This window comes from Rhodopseudomonas telluris, assembly GCF_042432815.1.
Taxonomy (GTDB): domain Bacteria; phylum Pseudomonadota; class Alphaproteobacteria; order Rhizobiales; family Xanthobacteraceae; genus Rhodopseudomonas; species Rhodopseudomonas telluris.
In genome coordinates this window covers 1,244,195-1,262,918 of the sequence record NZ_JBHLWM010000001.1, presented here as the reverse complement: position 1 = coordinate 1,262,918, position 18,724 = coordinate 1,244,195, and the positions used below count along the sequence as shown (strand labels likewise).

Sequence of the window (18,724 nt, the reverse complement as noted above, 5' to 3'; positions counted from 1 at the left end):
TTGCCGGCGATTCCGCAAAGCCTTTGCCTTGCGGCGGCGGCGGGCCTCAGGCGATCAGGCGGGCGGCGAAGTCCGGCAGGCGGCCATCGGCCGCTGTGAGGCGAAAATCCGGGTTCGCAAGGCCGGCGCGCACCAGCCAGACGTCGAATTCCGGCGCCCGTTTCAGGCCGAGCAGATCTCGGACGTACAGCGCGTCGTGAAACGAGGTGGACTGGTAATTCAGCATGACATCGTCGGCGCCGGGGACGCCCATGATGAAGCTGACGCCGGCCGTCGCCAGCAGCGTCAGCAGCGTGTCCATGTCGTCCTGGTCGGCTTCGGCGTGGTTGGTGTAGCAAATGTCGACACCGAGCGGCAGGCCGAGCAGCTTGCCGCAGAAATGGTCCTCCAGCCCGGCGCGGATGATCTCCTTGCCGTCGTAGAGATATTCGGGGCCGATGAAGCCGACCACGCTGTTGACCAGCAACGGCGCATACGCGCGGGCGACGGCGTAGGCGCGGGCCTCGCAGGTCTGCTGATCGACGCCGTGATGGGCATTCGCGGACAGCGCGGAGCCCTGCCCCGTCTCGAAATACATGACATTGTCGCCGACCGTGCCGCGCTTCAGTGCCAGCCCGGCCTCGTGTGCTTCCTTGAGGATCGCCAGGTCGATGCCGAAGCTGCGATTGGCAGCTTCGGTGCCGGCGATCGACTGGAACACGAGATCAACCGGCGCGCCCTCCTCCATCAGCTTCAGCGAGGTGGTGACGTGCGTCAGCACGCAACTCTGGGTGGGAATATCGAGCCGCGTGATCACGTCGTCGAGCAGCCGCACCAGATGGCCGAGCACGGCCGGATCATCGCTCGCCGGATTGATGCCGATGCAGGCATCGCCGGCGCCGAGCAGAAGGCCGTCGAGCGTCGATGCGGTGATGCCGCGGGCATCGTCGAACGGATGGTTCGGCTGCAGCCGCACGCTCATCCGGCCCGGCAAACCGATGGTGTTGCGGAAACGGGTGATGTTGCTGCACTTCTTGGCGACCAGGATGAGGTCCTGATTGCGCATCAGCTTGGACACCGCCGCCGCCATCTCGGGCGTCACGCCGCGGGCGATCGACGCCAGCGTCACCGAGGTTGCAGCGTCGGACAGCAGCCAGTCGCGAAATCCGCCGACGGTGAGCGACGCGACCGGCCCGAACGCCTGCGCATCGTGGCTGTCGACGATCAGCCGCGTCACCTCGTCGTCTTCGTAAGGAATCACGGTCTCGTCGAGGAAGCGGCGCAACGGCACTTCCGCAAGCGCCATACGTGCCGCGACCATCTGCTCGGCGCTCTCGGCTGCGACGCCGGCGAGACGATCACCGGAGCGCGGCGGGGTGGCCTTGGCAAGCAGATCCCGCAAATTGTCGAAGACGTAGGTGACGTTGCCGATAGCGTGACGATAGCTCATGACATCCTCGCGTGCCACGCTCATGGGCGCTGGCAACGCGGGAAGCTAGCATCGGGACGAGAGCTACGCGACCCGGACGGTTGCGAGAAATTTTTGCACTTCGGCGCGCAAACGGCCACTTTCGCTGGACAACATTTGCGCAGAGGTCAGCACGCGTGACGATGCCTCGCCGGTGTCGGCCGCGCCGCGGTTGACGTCCGCGATACTGGTCGCAACCTGGTTGGTGCCGGCTGCCGCCTGTTGCACGCTGTGCGAGATTCCCTGCGTCGCAGTTCCCTGCTCGTCGACGGCCGCCGCGATGGTCGAGGCGATGTGTGCGACCCGTCCGATGGTGCCGCCGATCTCCTTGATGGCGACCACCGACTCGCGCGTCGCGGACTGGATTTCGTTGATCTGGGCGCTGATCTCTCCGGTCGCCTTGGAGGTCTGCTCGGCCAGCACCTTCACCTCCTGTGCCACCACGGCGAAGCCGCGGCCGGCCTCGCCGGCACGCGCGGCTTCGATCGTGGCGTTGAGCGCGAGCAGATTGGTCTGCTCCGCGATCGTATTGATGAGCTGGGTGACGTCGCCGATCCGGGTCGCGGCCTCTGCCAGCTTGCCGATCCGGCTGTCGGTCTGCTCGGCCTGCGTCACCGCTTCGGCAGCGATGTTCCGCGACTCGCGGACCTGACGGCCGACTTCCGCGACCGAGGCATTCATCTGCTGCGCGGCCGACGCCACCGACTGGACATTCTGCGAGGTTTCGGTCGAGGCCGCCGCCACCACGTGAGACAGTTGCTGCGTTGCGGCGCTGCCCTTGGCGAGCGCATCGGCCGAATGCTCGAGTTCACGCGACGCCGTGCCGACCGTCTCGATGATCTGCCCCACCGCGGCCTCGAAGCCGTCGGCGAGCTGATGCAGTTCGGCGCGGCGGCCCGCCGCGGCCTCGCGCTCCTGCTGCTCACGCTCGGCGTGCTCGCGTTCCGCCTTGGCGACCGCCTGCAGCTTGAACTCCTCGACGGCGCGCGCCATTCGGCCGACCTCATCGCCGCGCTCAAGCCCCGGCAGTTTCACGCCGAAATTCCCGGAGGCCAGCTCGTGCATCGCACCGGACATCGCCAGCACGGGCTTGGCAATGCCACGGCCGATCAGGACCGAGATCAGGATCCCCACGAAGGAGACGCCGAGCAGGATCGCGCCAAGCATCCATTGCTGGCGATCCAGTGCGATCGCCGAGCGAGCGATCTCGCGATCGCGGCTCTCATTGCTGGCGACGATCAGGTCGCTGATCAACGAGTCGATTTCGGCGAAGCTCTTCTCCGCGCTTTTGATGAACAGCATCGCCGAACCGGCGTCGCCGTCGGCCATCTCGATCGCGTTCTTGGCCTGCTTCTGATAGGCCGCGGTGGCGGCCTTGAGCTTCTGGAAAGGCGGCAGCGCCGCGGCGCTTCCGAGCGCCTGTTCGACATCCGAAAGCGCGGCCGGAATTTGCGCCAGCGCGGCGCCGGCCTCTTTCGATACTGCGGCAAGCTTGGCGTCGTCGCTCTCGTTGGCGGCGGTGGCGGCAAGCCGGTAGAGCTTGGCATGCGCGGTCCACGCCGCGTTGTTGAGCTCGCCCGCCTGCTCAGCCAGGCGCACCGGCCCGGAGATCAACGCATCGACGCTCTGTTGATTGACGCGCAGCGATTGGAGAGCGAAACCGCCGATCCCCAGCAGCGCCAGCACGAGCAGAGCGGGTGCGAGTTGCACCTTCCACGACAGCCCGATGGTCTTCATCCCGCGCCCCATATCGAAAGCCGTGTTTCGTCTCGCGCCAAACCGCAAGGGGCGGAACACTCTCGTCAAAGCTTGTAAACGCCCGCGCACACCGCGGTGTTGTCGAGGCGCTCGCAGTACATCTCCTTCGGCTCGACCTTCTTGCTCACCGGATTGACGAACTTGTAGTCCTGCCAGAATGAGGGCTGCTTGGCGGCGAGTTCGACGCGCTCCTTGACGTAGAGCTTGCCGTCGACGTCCTGTGCGTCGATCATGTCCTTGCCGATGAACTTGGCGTTGGCGCCGTGGGCCAGCACCTTGCCGTCGAGCTGATACACCACGACGTAGAGATCGTCCTTGACGAACGGACCGGCCTTGTCGCTGATCAGCGGATACGTCTTCTCAGCCCCATCGAACTTGATCGCCGCGACAGCTTTCTTGACCATCGCAACCGCATCATCCTTGCTGGCCTGCGCAAAGACGGGCGAAATTGCACCGGCGGCGACAACGACACCGATGGCAAACCACAACTTCCTGGACACGCGCAATCTCCTGCGACCCGTCGAACCAAATGGCGACACGTCACATTCTCAACCAAACGCGAACGAGGCGTTAAATCGGCACCTCGCTTAGTTACGAGGCCCGTCGCCTGGCAGAACTACCTGGAATCAACAAATCCGAAACCAGCTCATCGCCATTCGCAACTCATCATCGCCGCTACTCGACCGGGATGACGTCCACTGCGACCGAGAGCTTTTGACGACGCGAGCCGACGATGACGCCGTCGACCGGCGATACATCCGAGAAGTCCCGACCGACCGCCAGCACGATATGATCGTTGGCGACCAGCAGGTCGTTGGTCGGATCGAAACCGACCCAGCCGGTCTCGTTGCCGCACCACACCGACACCCAGGCGTGGGTCGCGTCGGCGCCCTGCAGCCGCTCCTGGCCGGCCGGCGGATAGGTTCGCAAGTAACCGCTGACATAGGCGGCCGACAGGCCGAGCCCGCGCAGGCCGGCGATCATGACGTGCGCGAAGTCCTGGCAGACACCGTGCCGCTTCTCGAATACTTCGGCGAGCGGCGTCGAAATCACCGTCGCTTTCGGATCGTAGCGGAACTCGGTGTGGATCCGGCGCATCAGATCTGCCACCGCAGTCAGGATGCCGCGCGCCGGCGGAAAACTCTTCGCCGCATAGCGGGTCACGGCCGATTGGATCGGCGCGAGCGCGCTTGGAAACACATAGCCGACCGGTGCATGGGCATCGAGGCTGGCGCAATCCAGCGCAGCTTCGCGAACGCTTTCCCACGCGCTGCTGCCGGCATCGCGCGCCGGCGGCACGCGATCGACCTCGACGCGCGAGCGGCTGTCGATCCTCAGCGCCTTGTGGGGCGTTTCGATCACGATGCTCTCGGTCGGAATACCGAAGAAATCCACGCGCGTGGTGCGCGTCGCCGGCTTCGGTTTGATCTCGATGCTGTGCGAGATCAGCCTTTGATGCACATCGCTCAGCGGCGTCAGCCGCAGCGAGCAGCGCGCGAAGCTGACCTGGCTGCCGTAGCTGTAGCTGGTGACGTGACGGATATCGTAGATCACGCCAGCCCCGTCAGTTTCTCGGGCCGGGTCGCGCTGGCGCCATGCGGAAAGTAGTGCGAGCCGATGGCGTCGGCCAGCGACAACAGATCCTGCTCCAGCGCGAACAGCTTGCGGCTGTCGAGATCCGATGCTTCCGCGGTGGTCAGCGTCGCCTGTAGCGCGACCGCGAGGCGCTGCGGCCGCTCGATCAAACCGCCTTCCTTGAGGGTCGGCAGGCTGGCGATGTGATCGTTGAGTTCCTCGACCTGAAACGCCACCGAGCGCGGGTTGTACGGGTCGAGCACCGCGAGATCGCGCACCGGCGCGAGCAGCGGCGCAACCAGATAGCGCGACCGATAGGTGATCTGGCAGTCGATCAGCGTCAGCAGTACGTCGAGATCTTCGGCCGAAGCGTCTTCGTCGGCGAACTGCCGCGTCCAGCGCGTGGTGTTGATCGCGCGTTCGACACGGCGGCCGAGGCGCAGGAAGCGCCAGCCGGCCGCGCGGTTCATGTTCTCCTGCGACAGGCCGGAGAAGCTGGCGAGCTCCTGCAGGGTGATCTCGGCGAGCGCGATCACCGCCTCCTCATCCTCGGCGGGCAGCGCCAGCCGATCGGCGGTCTGGCTGATCACCTGCCAGGCATCGGGCGACAATCGCTCGCGCAGCGACGAGGCATTGCGCTGAGCGGCGCGGACCAGCGACAGCGCCGAGCCGAACTCTTCTTCGCTGTGCAACGCATCGGCGGCGATCTTTGACGTCTGGGCGCGCGCCGCCAGTGAGGTCGCGCCCCAACTGATCAGCAGCCGCTGGATGCGCTCGATCGCCTGATGCAGCGGCCCCTTGCCGGGGTCGCGCTGCGGCACGCTGAGCGCGCGCACAAGCCGCAGCGTCGCCTCGGCGCGTTCGAGATAGCGGCCGAGCCAGAACAGATTGTCGGCGGCGCGGCTCGGCAGCAGGCCGGTGATGCGCCGGATGCGGACATTCTCGACGGCCGGCAGCAGCGAGGCGGTCGACACCGCGCCTTCCGACACCACCCAAACGTCGGCGGCGCGGGCGCCTTCGCCCATCGACACCGCGCGCGAGTCCAGCCGCTCGGCGATCCGGCAGAAGCCGCCCGGCATGATCGACCAGCCGTCCTCGGTGGCGGCGGCAAACACCCGCAGGACGAACGGGCGCGGCGCCAGCTTGCCGTTGTCCCACACCGGCGTGGTGGACAGCCGTACCTGCTCCTGCGCCACGTAATCCATGCCGCGCGTGGCGATCGCGTCGCGCAGACGATCGCGCACCACCGGCGGCAGCTCCGCGGGCAGCACCGGGCCCTTGTGCGAGAAGCCCGGCAGCGTCGCGCCGTATGCGGCCTCGATGACGAAATCGTCGAGCCGCGACAGCACTTCCTCGCGCGCCGAGGTCTGCCCGCACCACCAGGTGGCGATGTGCGGCATTCTCAGGTCTTCATCGAGCAGGCGGCGGCTGAGGCTGGGCAGGAAGCCGAGCAGCGCGCGGGCCTCGATAACACCGGCGCCCGGCATGTTGGCGACGACGACGCCGTTCTTGCGCAGCACGTCGATCAGGCCCGGCACGCCGAGTTGCGACGAGGCGTCGAGCTCGAGCGGATCGAGTGAATTGGAATCGACCCGGCGCAGCAGCACGTCGAGCCGCTTCAGCCCGGCCACGGTGCGGATGTGAACACGATCGCCGGACACCGCGAGGTCGTCGCCCTCGACCAGCAGGAAGCCGAGATAGCGCGCGAGCGTGGCGTGCTCGAAGTAGGTCTCGCTGAAGGGGCCGGGCGTCAGCAGGCCGATGCGCGGCTCGTCGCGGTCGGCACTGGCGCGCAGACTGTCGCGAAACGCCTCGAAAAACGGCGCGACGCGCTCGACATTCATCGATTTGTACAGATCGGTGAAGGCCCGCGACAGCACCAGGCGGTTTTCCAGCGCGTATCCCATGCCGGACGGTGCCTGGGTGCGATCGCCCAGCACCCACCAACGGCCGTCGGGACCGCGGCCGATATCGGCCGCATAGATCCGCAGATAGCGTCCGGCCGGCGGCTTCACGCCGGCGACGGCGCGCAGATATTCCGGGCTGCCGGCGATTGCCGCTGCCGGAATCGCCCCCGAGGCGATCAGTCGGCCCTCGCCGTAGAGATCCTGCAGCACCTTTTCCAGCAGCGTGGCGCGCTGGGCGATGCCGGCGGCGATCTGCTGCCATTCGGAATCATCGATCAGCAGCGGGACATTGCTAAGCGACCAGGCGCGCTCGGCGGCATCGCCCGGGGCCCGGTAGGTGACGCCGGCATCGCGCAGATGGCGATCCGCGGCGCCGAAGCGGCGGTCGACCTCGTCCGGCGACAGCGCCGCAAAGGCGTCGAAATAGCGCGACCAGACCGGCCGCGGCGCGCCGCCTTCGCCGAGGAATTCGTCGGGAATGCCGGGCAGCCGCGTATAGTCGCGCGTCCACTGCGCGACCTTGCGGTCGCGCGGACGGACGCGTTTCGCCTGACTGCCGCCCTGCGCCATGGAAGCCCCCTCTGCAGGTTGAATCAATGCAGCAGTGGGGTCCGCAAGTCGAGGGTCAACGGGAATTCAAGTGTGCGTTCTTCGTGCGGCGGCTCGATCCGGCCCGGCGTGTGGCCGTGATCCTGGAAGCGCGCCAGCCGCCGCGCCTCGGCCTCGTAGGAATTGACCGGCCGGGTCTCGTAGGAGCGCCCGCCGGGATGCGCCACGTGATAGACGCAGCCGCCGAGCGAACGGCCGTTCCAGGTGTCGACGATGTCGAACACCAGAGGCGAGTGAACCGGGATGGTGGGATGCAGGCCGGAAGCCGGCTGCCACGCCTTGAACCGCACCGCCGCCACCGCCTCGCCGGAGCGCGCGGTCGGCGTCATCGGCAGCCGGCGCCCGTTGCAGGTGATGACGTGACGCCCCTCGACGAAGCCCTCGGCCTTGACCTGCAGCCGCTCGACCGAACTGTCGACGAAGCGCACGGTGCCGCCGGGGGTGCCTTCCTCGCCGAGCACATGCCACGGCTCCAGCGCCTGACGCACTTCCAGCGTGACGCCGCCGTGATACACGCTGCCGAACACGGGAAAACGGAATTCGAGCTGAGCGGTGAACCACTCCGGCTCGAATGCGTAACCGGCGCGGCCGAGCTCGCCGAGCACGTCGCGGAAGTCCTCCCACAGGAAATGCGGCAGCATGAAGCGATCATGTAGCGCCGTGCCCCAGCGGACGAACTTGCCGTCCAGCGGCTGCTTCCACAGCATCGCGATCAGCGCACGGATCAGGAGCTGCTGCGCCAGCGACATCCGCGGATCCGGTGGCATCTCCAGAGCACGGAATTCGACCAGACCGAGCCGGCCGGTCGGGCTGTCCGGCGAGTACATCTTGTCGATGCAGATTTCGGCGCGGTGCGTATTGCCGGTGATATCGACCAGGATGTTGCGGAATAGACGGTCGGCAAGCCACAGCGGCGCCTTGACGCCGGGCCGCGGCACATGCGCCAGCGCAATCTCCAATTCATACAGCGAATCGTGCCGCGCCTCGTCGATCCGCGGCGCCTGGCTGGTCGGGCCGATGAACATGCCGGAGAACAGATAGGACAGCGACGGATGCCGCTGCCAGAACAGCACCAGGCTTTTCAGCAGATCGGGCCGCCGCAGGAACGGCGAGTCCGCCGGGCTGGCGCCGCCGACCACGACGTGATTGCCGCCGCCGGTGCCGGTGTGTCGGCCGTCGATCAGGAAGCGGTTGGCGCCGAGCCGAACCTGTGCGGCCTCTTCGTAGAGACCGAAGGTCGTCTGCACCGCTTCGCGCCAGTTCTGCGCCGGATGAATGTTGACCTCGATCACGCCGGGATCAGGCGTGACCTTGATAACCTCGATGCGCGGATCGTAGGGCGGCGGATAGCCCTCGACGTGAACCTGAAGCTGCATCTCCTCGGCGGTCGCTTCCACTGCAGACACCAGTTCGAGATAATCATCGATGGTCTCGGTCGGCGGCATGAACGCGCACAGCACACCTTCGCGGATCTCGATCGACATCGCGGTGCGCACGCCGCCCTTGCGCAGCTTCTGCTCCTCGACGGTCTGGTTCGCAGCGCCCGCAGCACTCGCCGATTGTTCGAAAACCTGCATCTGCTCGGCTTCGACCGCAGGCGGCGGTGCGAAGGTCATGGGCGCGAAGCTCGGTAGCGGACCGCGCGGATCGAGCGGGTCACGCTCGACGATATAGGGATAGTCCTCTTCGGGAATATGCGGCAGCGACGCGATCGGCAGTCGCAGTCCCATCGGCGAGTCGCCCGGCACCAGGAAGAGATTGCCGCGGCGCAGCTTCCAGCGCTCGCTGCGCCACCGCTTCTTCGGCTGCGGCGCCTCGGCCTGCCACGCCTGAATCGGCAGCACGAAGCCCTTCGGCGTCGTCAGCCCGGAATCGAACACCCGCGCCATGCGCGCGCGCTCTTCCGGATCGGCAAGCTTGCTGTCGGATGGATCGACATTCGGCGGCAGCGTGGCTTCCTTCTGGAGCCAATGGCTCGGATCCTCGAACGCCGGCAGCACGTAGTCGGTGTCGATGCCGAGCCGCTTCGCGGTGCCGATCGCGAATTGTTCGGCTTCCTCCAGCCTGGCTGGGCGCGCGCCGAACACCGGGGCGATCAGGTTCGGGTTCTTCCAGATCGGCTGGCCGTCCTTGCGCCAGTACAGCCCGAAGGCCCAGCGCGGCAGGCTTTCGCCGGGATACCATTTGCCCTGCCCGTAATGCAGCAGCCCGCCCGGCGCAAACCGCGTGCGCAGCCGGCGGATCAGATCATCGGCCAGCATGCGCTTGGCACCGCCAACCGCCGCGACGTTCCACTCCGGCGATTCCATATCGTCGATCGACACGAAGGTCGGCTCGCCGCCCATCGTCAGCCGCACGTCCTGCGCGGCAAGATCGGCATCCACCTTCTCGCCGAGCGCATCGAGCCGCGCCCAGGATTCGTCCGAGAACGGCAGCGTGATCCGTGGCGCCTCGCGAATCCGCTCGACCTTCATCTCAAAATTGAAGTCGACATTGGCGAAGCCGACCACGCCGGAGATCGGCGCCGCCGTGCGATAATGGGGAGTGGCGGCGACCGGGATGTGCCCCTCGCCGGCGAGCAAGCCCGAGGTGACGTCGAAGCCGACCCAACCTGCGCCGGGCAGATAGACTTCGGCCCAGGCGTGCAGATCGGTGAAGTCGTTCTCGGCGCCCTTCGGCCCGTCGATTGCCTGAATGTCGGGGCGAAGCTGGATCAAGTAACCGGAGACGAAGCGCGCCGCGAGGCCGAGATGGCGCAGCGTCTGGATCAGCAGCCACGCCGAATCGCGGCACGAGCCGCATCCCTTGCCGAGCGTCTCCTCCGGCGTCTGCACGCCCGGTTCCATGCGGATGATGTAGTTGACGCGCTCGCGCAGCTTGGCGTTGAGATCGACCAGGAAGTTGACCGTGCTCTCGGCCTGACGCGGAATCGAATCGAGATAAGCCTGAAACAGCGGTCCGGGCCGCTCGGTGATCAGATACGGCGCGAGTTCGTGCTGCAGGTCGGCGCTGTAGGCGAAGGGGAAGCTCTCGGCATAACTTTCGACAAAGAAGTCGAACGGATTGATCACCGTCATTGCCGCGGTGAAGTCGACTTCGATCTTGAGCTCGTCCGCCTTCTCGGGAAACACGAACCGCGCCAGCCAGTTGCCCTGCGGATCCTGCTGCCAGTTGATGAAGTGGTTCGCTGGCGTGACCTTCAGCGAATACGACAGGATCGGCGTCCGCGTATGCGGCGCCGGGCGCAGCCGGATGGTCTGGGGGCCAAGGTCGATGGGGCGGTCGTATTTGTAGTGCGTGACGTGATGTAGAGCGACGAAGATCGACACAGGGCAACTCCAGCATTCTTTTTGAGCAGAACACCGGAACCGGAAGGGATCAAGCGCTAACAAAGGGCAAGGGATGCATAAGGAGGGGGCGCATCCGGAGACAAAGGGAGTGGCGATCGAAGCTTCGCACCATTTACAGCGTCATCGCCCGCGAAGGCGGGCGACCCAGTATCCCAGAGCGCTCAAGGCTCGAAACGCTCTGGAATACTGGATCCTCCGCTTTCGCGGAGGATGACGGCCTTGGATGGCGAACACGGGAAAGACGAAGATGACAGCGGCTCGAGGAGACGGTGGCAGACGCACGAGCGCCGACCGGAACCCCGCTACGCCTTCCCGCCCGAGTTCTTCCGGGTCTCGGCGACCCAGCTGCGGGCTCCGATCGCCATGATGCCGCTGTCGTTGAGCAGCGTCACCAGCTTGAAGCCGAGCGCGATGTTGCGGGCAGCGCCTTCGGGGCCGGAGCAATGGATGCCCGGGTAGATGCCACGCTTGTCGCACTCCTTCAGCAGCTTGTCGTAGATCTTCAGGATCTCCGGCTCGTCGCGGTCGAGCTTCGGCACCAGCCCGTAGGAGAAGCCGAGATCGCTCGGCCCGATATACACGCCGGCGATGCCCTCGACGTCGAGGATCGCCTCCATGTTCTCGACCGCAGTGCGGGTTTCGATCATCGGGATGCACAACGTCTCGTCGTTGGCAGTCGTCTGGTAATTGCCCGACGAGCCATACAACCCGGCGCGGATCGGGCCATTGCTGCGCGTGCCGCGCGGCGGGTACTTGCAGTATTGGACAAAGTTCTCCGCTTCCTGCTTGGTATTCACCATGGGGCAGATCACCCCGTAGGCGCCGCCGTCCAGCACCTTGCCGATGATGCCGGGCTCGTTCCACGGCACCCGTACCATCGGCGTCACCGGATGCGCCTGCATCCCCTGGAAGCAGGTCACCATCGACTGATAGTCCTGCACGCCGTGCTGGATGTCGACCGTGATGCTGTCGAACCCGCATTGCGCCATCACCTCGGCCGAAAACCCCGACGGAATCGCCAGCCAGCCATTGACCACGACTTTGCCGTCGGCCCAGAGTTGTTTCACTTTGTTTGCCATTGCTACTTCCTACCGTCGCTTGTTACTGACCTCGCCCCGTCTTTGCGAGCGAAGCGAAGCAATCCAGTTCCGTGCACTGAGCTGGATTGCTTCGTCGCTTCGCTCCTCGCAATGACGGAAAACCTCACATCGTCGCCGCCTGGATGGCCTGCTCGGAGACGCCCACTTCGCGCGCCGTGGCGACGATGGCGGCCCAGGTGTCGTCGGGGAGCGGGACGCCGTTCGCCGTGCGTTCGGCGCGGGTCTTCTGTTCGGGATCGCCGGGGATCAGCACCTGGTCGACGCCCGCGACCGTCTTGGCGCTCTTGAAGTAATCGATGTAGCGCGTCACTTCAGCGTCGAACACATGCGACGGATCGATCCACTGCGGATCGACATAGATCGAGAACATGCCGTTGGCGAACGGCCGGTTCGGCCCTGTCGCGCCGTTGCCGGTGAGCGCGCCGCCGAGCAGTTCGCAGATCAGCGCCAGGCCCGAGCCCTTGTGCTCGCCGAAGGCGCGGATCGCGCCCTGGCCGTTGGCATGGTTGATGGGGCCGTCCTTTTCGTGCGGGCCGTAGAGAGTCGCCGGATCCTGGCTGAGGCTGCCGTCCGGGTTGATCAGCGCACCTTCCGGCAGCGTCTTGCCACCGCGCGCCGCGACCAGCACCTTGCCTTCGGCCACGATCGAGGTCGCGAGATCCAGCACCACCGGCGGTGCGCCGTACCGCGGAATGCCGACACAATACGGCGCGGTGGACAGCCGCCGCTCGACGCCGCCGAACGGCGCCACCAGGATGGATCCCGCCGCGGTGACGAAATGGATCGACACCAGTCCTTCGGCCGCCGCCATCTCGGCCCAGTCGCCGATGCGGCCGATATGCCCGGCGTTCTTCAACCCGACCGCAGCAAGGCCCTGCGCCTTGCATTTGTCGATGCCGATCCGCACCGCCTGCGGCCCGACGGTCTGGCCATAGCCGAACTTGCCGTCGACGATCGCCAGCGACGGCAGATCGACCGGCACATCAACGACCCGATCGGGATGCACCGCGCCGGCCTTGCGCCAGCGGATGTACACCGGCACACGAATGACGCCGTGGCTATCGTGGCCGGTGAGATTGGCGGTGGTAAGATAGGAACCGATGCGGCGCGCTTCGTCCTTGGACGAGCCGGCGCGTTCGAACACCTGCGCGACGAAGTCGATGAGTTTGTCGGCTTTCAGCGTCACCATGACGACGCCCTTCCCCGGCGGGGCTGGCCCGGCTGATCGCTCATCGTCTCCTCCCCTCGCGGCCCGGCGCATCGCCTGCGGCCGTCATTTGCGCCGGCGAGTTGAACCAAAATCAGCGTCGCTGTCCACCGCGCCCGCGGCATGGCGCACCGGCATCGCCGACAAGCTGTCGTCGAGCGTACGCAACAGATCCTGCAACTCGCCGAGCTGCGCCCCGCCGTAACGGCGCGCGATCTCTGCATAGATGGCTTCAGAGAATGGACCGACGGTCTCGATCAGCTTCACGCCCTTCGGCGTGATCGACACCATGCTGCGGCGCTGATCTTCGCGCGCAGTCTTGCGCGCAAGCAGCTTGCGGCTTTCGAGATCGCGCAGGATGCGCGACAGGCTGGGGCCGAGCAGAAACGCGTCATGCGCCAGCTCGGTGACCTCGATAGCATCGACCGCGCTGAGCGCGCGCAGGATGCGCCATTGCTGCTCGCTGAGCCCATGCGCCCGCAGCAACGGCCGGAAGTGCCGCATCACGGCTTCGCGGCCACGCAACAGCAGCATCGGCAGTGAGCGCGAGAACTCGCGGATCGGCGCGTCTTTATTCTGCGCTTGCCCATCCGTGTCATTGCGAGGCGCATCGCGCCGAGGCAATCCAGCGCCGGTACGTGCGGCTGGATTGCTTCGCTTCGCTCGCAATGACGACGGAGGTGATTTTTGCATTGCAACAAGCACGGTTTGGGTTTGAGCCCGATCATTTAACATGTTAATCAGTTCGTGCGCGAGCGTTTTCGAGGGCGTCGGCGCAGGGATGGAAAACGAGGCGGAAGCCGAGCATGGCGTTGTCGACCAACGAAATTCGCGCCGCGGCTGAGCGGCTGCATCAGGCCGAAAAGACCAAGGTGCAGATCCGCCAGCTGTCGCTGGATCATCCGACGATCACGATTCCCGACGCCTACGCGATTCAAAGTGCGTGGATGGACCTAAAGGTCGCTAACGGAAGACGCGTGCGCGGCCACAAGATCGGTCTGACCTCGAAGGCGATGCAGAGCCAGCTGAATATCGATGAGCCGGATTCCGGCGTGCTGCTCGACGACATGTTCTTCAACGACGGCGGCGTGGTGCCGACCGATCGCTTCATCGCGACGCGGATCGAGGCCGAACTCGCCTTCGTGATGAAGCATCGCCTCGCCGGGCCCGACTGCACCATCTTCGACGTGCTGAACGCCACGGACTTCGTGGTGCCGGCGCTGGAGATCCTCGATACGCGGGTGCAACGCGTCGATCCGGAAACCAAGGCGACGCGCAAGATCTTCGACACCATCGCCGACAATGCGGCGAATGCCGGCATCGTGGTCGGCGGCCGGCCGATCCGCCCGCTCGACACTGATCTGCGCTGGATCGGTGCGCTGACTTACAAGAATGGTCAGCTCGAAGAGACGGGCCTTGCCGCAGGTGTACTCAATCATCCAGCCACCGCGGTCGCATGGCTCGCCAACAAGATCGCCCCGCAGGGGCTGGCGCTGGAGCCGGGACAGGTGGTGCTGGCCGGCTCGTTCATCCGCGCCATCGAATGCCGCAAGGGCGACACCATCCAGGCGGATTATGGCGCCTATGGCAGCGTCAGCTGTTACTTCGGATGATGGACTAAGCGAGGCACCGATGCCGCATTTCACCATCGAATACTCCGCCAATCTCGACGACCGCGTCGACATGCGCGCCGTCGTCGAACTGGTGCGCGTTTCCGCGCTGGAGACCGGCATCTTTCCGATCGGCGGCATCCGCGTTCGCGCCATCCGCTGCGAGACCTACGCGATCGCCGACGGCCGCGAGAGCTTCTCGTTCATGGCGATGCTGCTGCGGATCGGCGAAGGCCGCGATCTTGCCGCGCGCAAGAAAGCCGGTCAGCACGTCTTCGACAGACTGTCCCACCATCTCGACCCGCTGTTCGCCGACGAAGGTTTCGCGCTGTCGTTCGACATGATGATCAACGACAAGGAAACTTCGTGGAAGCGCAACTCCATCCACGATCTGCTGATTGCCGAGGCCCGACATGGCTGATGCCGCCACGCTTTCCCCGAAGTCGAGTTCGGCCTTCCAGGCCAATCTCGACCGCGCCGCGCCGCTGCTCAAGCAGCTCCGAGCCGACGGCATCGGCCATCTCATCAATGGCGAGATCGTCGCCTCGTCGTCGGGCGAAACCTTCGCGACCTCGTCGCCGATCGACAATGCGGAGCTGGCGCAAGTGGCGCGCGGCACGGCGGCGGATATCGATCGCGCCGCAAAAGCAGCGAAGGACGCCTTCCCTGCTTGGCGCGACATGGCGCCGGCGAAACGGCGGAAGATCTTGAACAAGATCGCCGATGCGATTGAGGCGCGCGCCGACGACATCGCCGTGCTCGAATGCATCGACACCGGCCAGGCGCATCGCTTCATGGCCAAGGCCGCGATCCGCGCCGCCGAGAACTTCCGCTTCTTCGCCGACAAATGCGCCGAGGCGCGCGACGGCCTGAATACGCCGAGCGACGAGCACTGGAACGTGTCGACCCGGGTGCCGATCGGCCCGGTCGGCGTGATCACGCCGTGGAACACGCCGTTCATGCTGTCGACCTGGAAGATCGCGCCGGCGCTGGCTGCCGGCTGCACCGTCGTGCACAAGCCGGCCGAATGGTCGCCGGTGACGGCCGACATGCTGACGCGGATCTGCAAGGACGCCGGCCTGCCGCACGGCGTGCTCAACACCGTGCACGGCTTCGGCGAAGAGGCCGGCAAGGCGCTCACCGAGCATCCGGCCATCAAGGCGATCGCCTTCGTCGGCGAGACCGCGACCGGCGCCGCTATCATGGCGCAGGGCGCGCCGACGCTGAAGCGCGTGCATTTCGAACTCGGCGGCAAGAACCCGGTGATCGTGTTCGACGACGCCGACCTCGACCGCGCGCTCGACGCCGTGGTGTTCATGATCTACTCGCTCAACGGCGAGCGCTGCACCTCGTCGAGCCGGCTGTTGGTCCAGCAGTCCATCGCCGACAAATTCATCGAGAAACTGGCCGCCCGCGTCCGTGCGCTGAAGGTCGGGCATCCGCTCGATCCGGCGACCGAAGTCGGGCCGCTGATCCATCAGCGCCATCTCGACAAGGTGTGCTCGTATTTCGATATCGCCAGGAAGGACGGCGCGACCGTCGCGGTCGGCGGCGCGCGTTATGAAGGTCCCGGTGGCGGCCATTATGTGCAGCCGACGCTGGTGACTGGCGCGCGCAGCGACATGCGCGTCGCGCAGGACGAAGTGTTCGGGCCGTTCCTCACCGTGATCCCGTTCAAGGACGAGGCTGAGGCGATCGCCGTTGCCAACGACATCCGCTACGGCCTCACCGGCTACGTGTGGACCGGCGACATGGGCCGCGGTCTGCGCGTCGCCGATGCGCTCGAAGCCGGCATGATCTGGCTGAACTCGGAAAACGTCCGCCATCTGCCGACGCCCTTCGGCGGCATGAAGCAGTCCGGCATCGGCCGCGACGGCGGCGACTACTCGTTCGAGTTCTACATGGAAACCAAGCACGTCTCGCTGGCGCGCGGGACGCACAAGATCCAGAAGCTGGGGGCGGTGTAGTGCTGGGCTTCTCGACCTGTCATTCCGGGGCGCGCGAAGCGCGAACCCGGAATCCATACTCCCTGCCGGCGCGTTCGTGCACAGCCGCCAACACAGGGGTTATGGATTCCGGGCTCGCCGCTTCGCGGCGCCCCGGAATGACGAACTTTGATTCTGTGAACTAACAACTAGGCTTCCTGGGGACCCTGCAATGCCGGTGCCGCAACACGTGTTCGATCCGCCGTTCAACATCGTCCGCTCCAGCCATGTCGTGCTCGACGTCGTCGATCTGAACAAGAGCGTCGAGTTCTACGACAACATCATCGGCCTGCATGTAGAGGATCGCGACGACACCACCGCGTATCTGCGTGGCAGCGAGGAGCATCAGCATCACTCGGTGGTGCTGCGTAAGGCCGAGCAATCCGCGGCGGCGCGGCTCGGGTTCAAGGTCGGCAGCGAAGCCGATCTCGACAAGGCCGGCAGCTGGTTCGCCGAGCACGGCGTGCTGTACAGCTTCGTCGACCGGCCGTTCCAGGGGCGGACGCTGCACGTCACCGATCCGTTCGGCTTCCGGCTCGAGTTCTACGCCACGATGGACAAGCGGCCGCATCTGCTCCGCCGCTACGAGCGCTACAAGGGCTGCCATCCGCAGCGGCTTGACCACTTCAACGTGTTCGCCGCCGAGACGCAGGACACGATCGACTTCTATGCCCGGCTCGGCTTCCGCCTCACCGAATACGCCGAGGAGGACGGCGACGGCGGCCGCATTGCCGCGGCCTGGATGCACCGCAAGGGCAACGTCCACGACTTCGCCATCACCAATGGCAAGGGGCCGCGGCTGCATCATTTCGCCTATTGGGTGCCCGGCCCGCTGAACATCATCCACCTGTGCGACGTGATGGCGTCGAGGGGGCTGGCGCTGGAGCGCGGCCCCGGCCGCCACGGCATTTCGAACGCGTTCTTCCTCTACGTTCGCGATCCGGACGGCCACCGCATCGAGCTGTATTGCAGCGACTACCAGACCATGGACCACGACCACGAGCCGCTGCGCTGGTCGCTGCGCGACCCGCGCCGCCAGACCCTGTGGGGCGCCCCCGCGCCGCGCTCCTGGTTCGAACAAGGCTCGCCGTTCCCCGGTCAGGAGGTCCGCGAGCCGGTGTTCGTAGCCGATGTGGTGATTGCGGATTGACCCCGGTCATCGCCCGGCTCGTCCGGGCGATCCAGTATGCCAGAGCGCCGGTTCGAAACACGACCGCTCTGGAATACTGGGTCACCCGCATTCGCGGGTGATGACGGCCTCGCAAGACGGCCTTGCAACAAGGACATGCCGCCATGACCACGCCTCGCCTCGCCACCTTCACCGTCAACGGCCTCACCCGCTACGGCGCGGTGTGCGATCATGGCGTCGTCGATTGGTCGGCGCGCCACGCCAATGATTACCCGACGCTGCGCGAGGTGATCGCGGCCGGCGCGCTGACCCGGATCGTCGACGAGGCCGACTACACCGCGCCCGATTTCGCCCGCGACGCGGTGAAATTCGAGCCGCCGATCCCGCAGCCGGAAAAGATCATCTGCGTCGGCGTCAACTATCCGGACCGCAACGCCGAATACAAAGACGGCAGCGAGGCGCCGAAATTTCCGTCGATGTTCATGCGCACACCGCGCTCCTTCGTCGGCCACGGCACGCCGCTGGTGCGGCCAAAGGCGTCCAAGCTGCTGGACTACGAGGGCGAGCTGACGCTGGTGATTGGCAAGGGCGGCCGGCACATCGCCGAGGCCGACGCGCTGAACCACATCGCCGCGATCACGCTGTGCAACGAAGGCACGATTCGCGACTGGGTGCGCCACGCCAAGTTCAACGTGACGCAAGGCAAGAATTTCGACCACACCGGCAGCATCGGACCGTGGCTGGTGCCCTACACCAATGAAGCGCAGATCGCCGACATCCGCCTGACCACGCGCGTCAACGGCGAGACCCGGCAGGACGACCGCACCTCGCGGATGATCTTCGGCTTCCGCTATCTCATCCACTACATCTCGACCTTCACCACGCTGGTGCCGGGTGACATCATCGTCACCGGCACGCCGTCCGGCGCCGGCGCGCGGGCCGAGCCGCCGGTGTATCTGAAGCCAGGCGACGCCATCGAGGTCGAGGCCGACGGCATCGGCATCTTGCGCAACGGCGTCATCGACGAAGCCGACTAATCACTCCAGC

14 protein-coding genes are annotated in these 18,724 nt (G+C 65.9%); 5 read left to right on the top strand and 9 right to left on the bottom strand.

What is annotated here, in order from left to right:
• Window positions 1-46: 46 nt before the first annotated feature.
• The 9 genes from ACFFJ6_RS05755 to hpaR all read right to left on the bottom strand — a co-directional run bounded on the left by ACFFJ6_RS05755 (window position 47) and on the right by hpaR (window position 13,514).
• A complete protein-coding gene (locus ACFFJ6_RS05755; protein ID WP_378385258.1) occupies window positions 47-1,429 on the bottom strand; it encodes an ethanolamine ammonia-lyase subunit EutB in 1,383 nt (460 codons plus the stop codon).
• 63 nt (window positions 1,430-1,492) lie between these two features.
• Window positions 1,493-3,196, bottom strand: a complete 1,704-nt coding sequence (locus ACFFJ6_RS05750; protein ID WP_378385256.1) for a methyl-accepting chemotaxis protein — start codon at window positions 3,194-3,196, stop codon at window positions 1,493-1,495.
• Window positions 3,197-3,249: 53 nt separating this feature from the next.
• Window positions 3,250-3,681 (bottom strand): cache domain-containing protein, encoded by a 432-nt coding sequence (locus ACFFJ6_RS05745; RefSeq protein ID WP_378385753.1) that lies wholly within the window; start codon window positions 3,679-3,681, stop codon window positions 3,250-3,252.
• Between the two features lie 199 nt (window positions 3,682-3,880).
• Window positions 3,881-4,759: a transglutaminase family protein gene (locus tag ACFFJ6_RS05740; protein WP_378385254.1), complete on the bottom strand. Its 879-nt coding sequence runs from the start codon at window positions 4,757-4,759 to the stop codon at window positions 3,881-3,883.
• The gene (locus tag ACFFJ6_RS05735) at window positions 4,756-7,257 is read right to left on the bottom strand and encodes a circularly permuted type 2 ATP-grasp protein (RefSeq protein WP_378385252.1); all 2,502 of its coding nucleotides are present in this window, start codon (window positions 7,255-7,257) and stop codon (window positions 4,756-4,758) included. The genes ACFFJ6_RS05740 and ACFFJ6_RS05735 overlap by 4 nt, the downstream gene beginning before the upstream one ends.
• A 23-nt stretch (window positions 7,258-7,280) precedes the next feature.
• Entirely contained in the window at window positions 7,281-10,625 is a 3,345-nt protein-coding gene (locus ACFFJ6_RS05730; RefSeq protein ID WP_378385250.1) for a transglutaminase family protein, read from the bottom strand.
• A 323-nt stretch (window positions 10,626-10,948) separates the two neighbouring features.
• Window positions 10,949-11,725, bottom strand: coding sequence for an HpcH/HpaI aldolase family protein (locus ACFFJ6_RS05725; RefSeq protein ID WP_378385248.1), 777 nt, complete (start codon window positions 11,723-11,725; stop codon window positions 10,949-10,951).
• 124 nt (window positions 11,726-11,849) lie between these two features.
• Window positions 11,850-12,935, bottom strand: coding sequence for a malate/lactate/ureidoglycolate dehydrogenase (locus tag ACFFJ6_RS05720; RefSeq protein WP_378385247.1), 1,086 nt, complete (start codon window positions 12,933-12,935; stop codon window positions 11,850-11,852).
• An 84-nt stretch (window positions 12,936-13,019) separates the two neighbouring features.
• Window positions 13,020-13,514 carry a homoprotocatechuate degradation operon regulator HpaR gene (hpaR, locus tag ACFFJ6_RS05715; protein ID WP_378385751.1) on the bottom strand — a complete coding sequence of 165 codons (495 nt, stop codon included), beginning with the start codon at window positions 13,512-13,514 and terminating at the stop codon, window positions 13,020-13,022.
• A gap of 245 nt (window positions 13,515-13,759) precedes the next feature.
• Between hpaR and hpaH the strand changes: the two genes are divergently transcribed.
• The 5 genes from hpaH (at window position 13,760) to ACFFJ6_RS05690 (ending at window position 18,714) form a co-directional block, all read left to right on the top strand.
• Complete coding sequence (hpaH, locus tag ACFFJ6_RS05710; protein ID WP_378385245.1) at window positions 13,760-14,566, top strand: 2-oxo-hept-4-ene-1,7-dioate hydratase; 807 nt, start codon at window positions 13,760-13,762, stop codon at window positions 14,564-14,566.
• Window positions 14,567-14,585: 19 nt separating this feature from the next.
• Window positions 14,586-14,984: a 5-carboxymethyl-2-hydroxymuconate Delta-isomerase gene (locus ACFFJ6_RS05705; RefSeq protein WP_378385243.1), complete on the top strand. Its 399-nt coding sequence runs from the start codon at window positions 14,586-14,588 to the stop codon at window positions 14,982-14,984.
• Window positions 14,977-16,530 carry a 5-carboxymethyl-2-hydroxymuconate semialdehyde dehydrogenase gene (gene hpaE, locus ACFFJ6_RS05700; protein ID WP_378385241.1) on the top strand — a complete coding sequence of 518 codons (1,554 nt, stop codon included), beginning with the start codon at window positions 14,977-14,979 and terminating at the stop codon, window positions 16,528-16,530. Before ACFFJ6_RS05705 ends, hpaE begins: the two co-directional genes overlap by 8 nt.
• A gap of 190 nt (window positions 16,531-16,720) precedes the next feature.
• The gene (gene hpaD / locus ACFFJ6_RS05695) at window positions 16,721-17,698 is read left to right on the top strand and encodes a 3,4-dihydroxyphenylacetate 2,3-dioxygenase (RefSeq protein WP_378385239.1); all 978 of its coding nucleotides are present in this window, start codon (window positions 16,721-16,723) and stop codon (window positions 17,696-17,698) included.
• Window positions 17,699-17,841: 143 nt separating this feature from the next.
• The gene (locus ACFFJ6_RS05690) at window positions 17,842-18,714 is read left to right on the top strand and encodes a fumarylacetoacetate hydrolase family protein (protein ID WP_378385237.1); all 873 of its coding nucleotides are present in this window, start codon (window positions 17,842-17,844) and stop codon (window positions 18,712-18,714) included.
• Window positions 18,715-18,724: the final 10 nt, after the last annotated feature.

Coding starts and splice junctions, on each gene's coding strand:
- ACFFJ6_RS05755 (WP_378385258.1), bottom strand. CDS start 1,429: ATGAGCTATCGTCACGCTATCGGCAACGTCACCTACGTCTTCGACAAT.
- ACFFJ6_RS05750 (WP_378385256.1), bottom strand. CDS start 3,196: ATGGGGCGCGGGATGAAGACCATCGGGCTGTCGTGGAAGGTGCAACTC.
- ACFFJ6_RS05735 (WP_378385252.1), bottom strand. CDS start 7,257: ATGGCGCAGGGCGGCAGTCAGGCGAAACGCGTCCGTCCGCGCGACCGC.
- ACFFJ6_RS05725 (WP_378385248.1), bottom strand. CDS start 11,725: ATGGCAAACAAAGTGAAACAACTCTGGGCCGACGGCAAAGTCGTGGTC.
- ACFFJ6_RS05720 (WP_378385247.1), bottom strand. CDS start 12,935: ATGGTGACGCTGAAAGCCGACAAACTCATCGACTTCGTCGCGCAGGTG.
- hpaH (WP_378385245.1), top strand. CDS start 13,760: ATGGCGTTGTCGACCAACGAAATTCGCGCCGCGGCTGAGCGGCTGCAT.
- ACFFJ6_RS05705 (WP_378385243.1), top strand. CDS start 14,586: ATGCCGCATTTCACCATCGAATACTCCGCCAATCTCGACGACCGCGTC.
- hpaE (WP_378385241.1), top strand. CDS start 14,977: ATGGCTGATGCCGCCACGCTTTCCCCGAAGTCGAGTTCGGCCTTCCAG.
- hpaD (WP_378385239.1), top strand. CDS start 16,721: ATGCCGGTGCCGCAACACGTGTTCGATCCGCCGTTCAACATCGTCCGC.
- ACFFJ6_RS05690 (WP_378385237.1), top strand. CDS start 17,842: ATGACCACGCCTCGCCTCGCCACCTTCACCGTCAACGGCCTCACCCGC.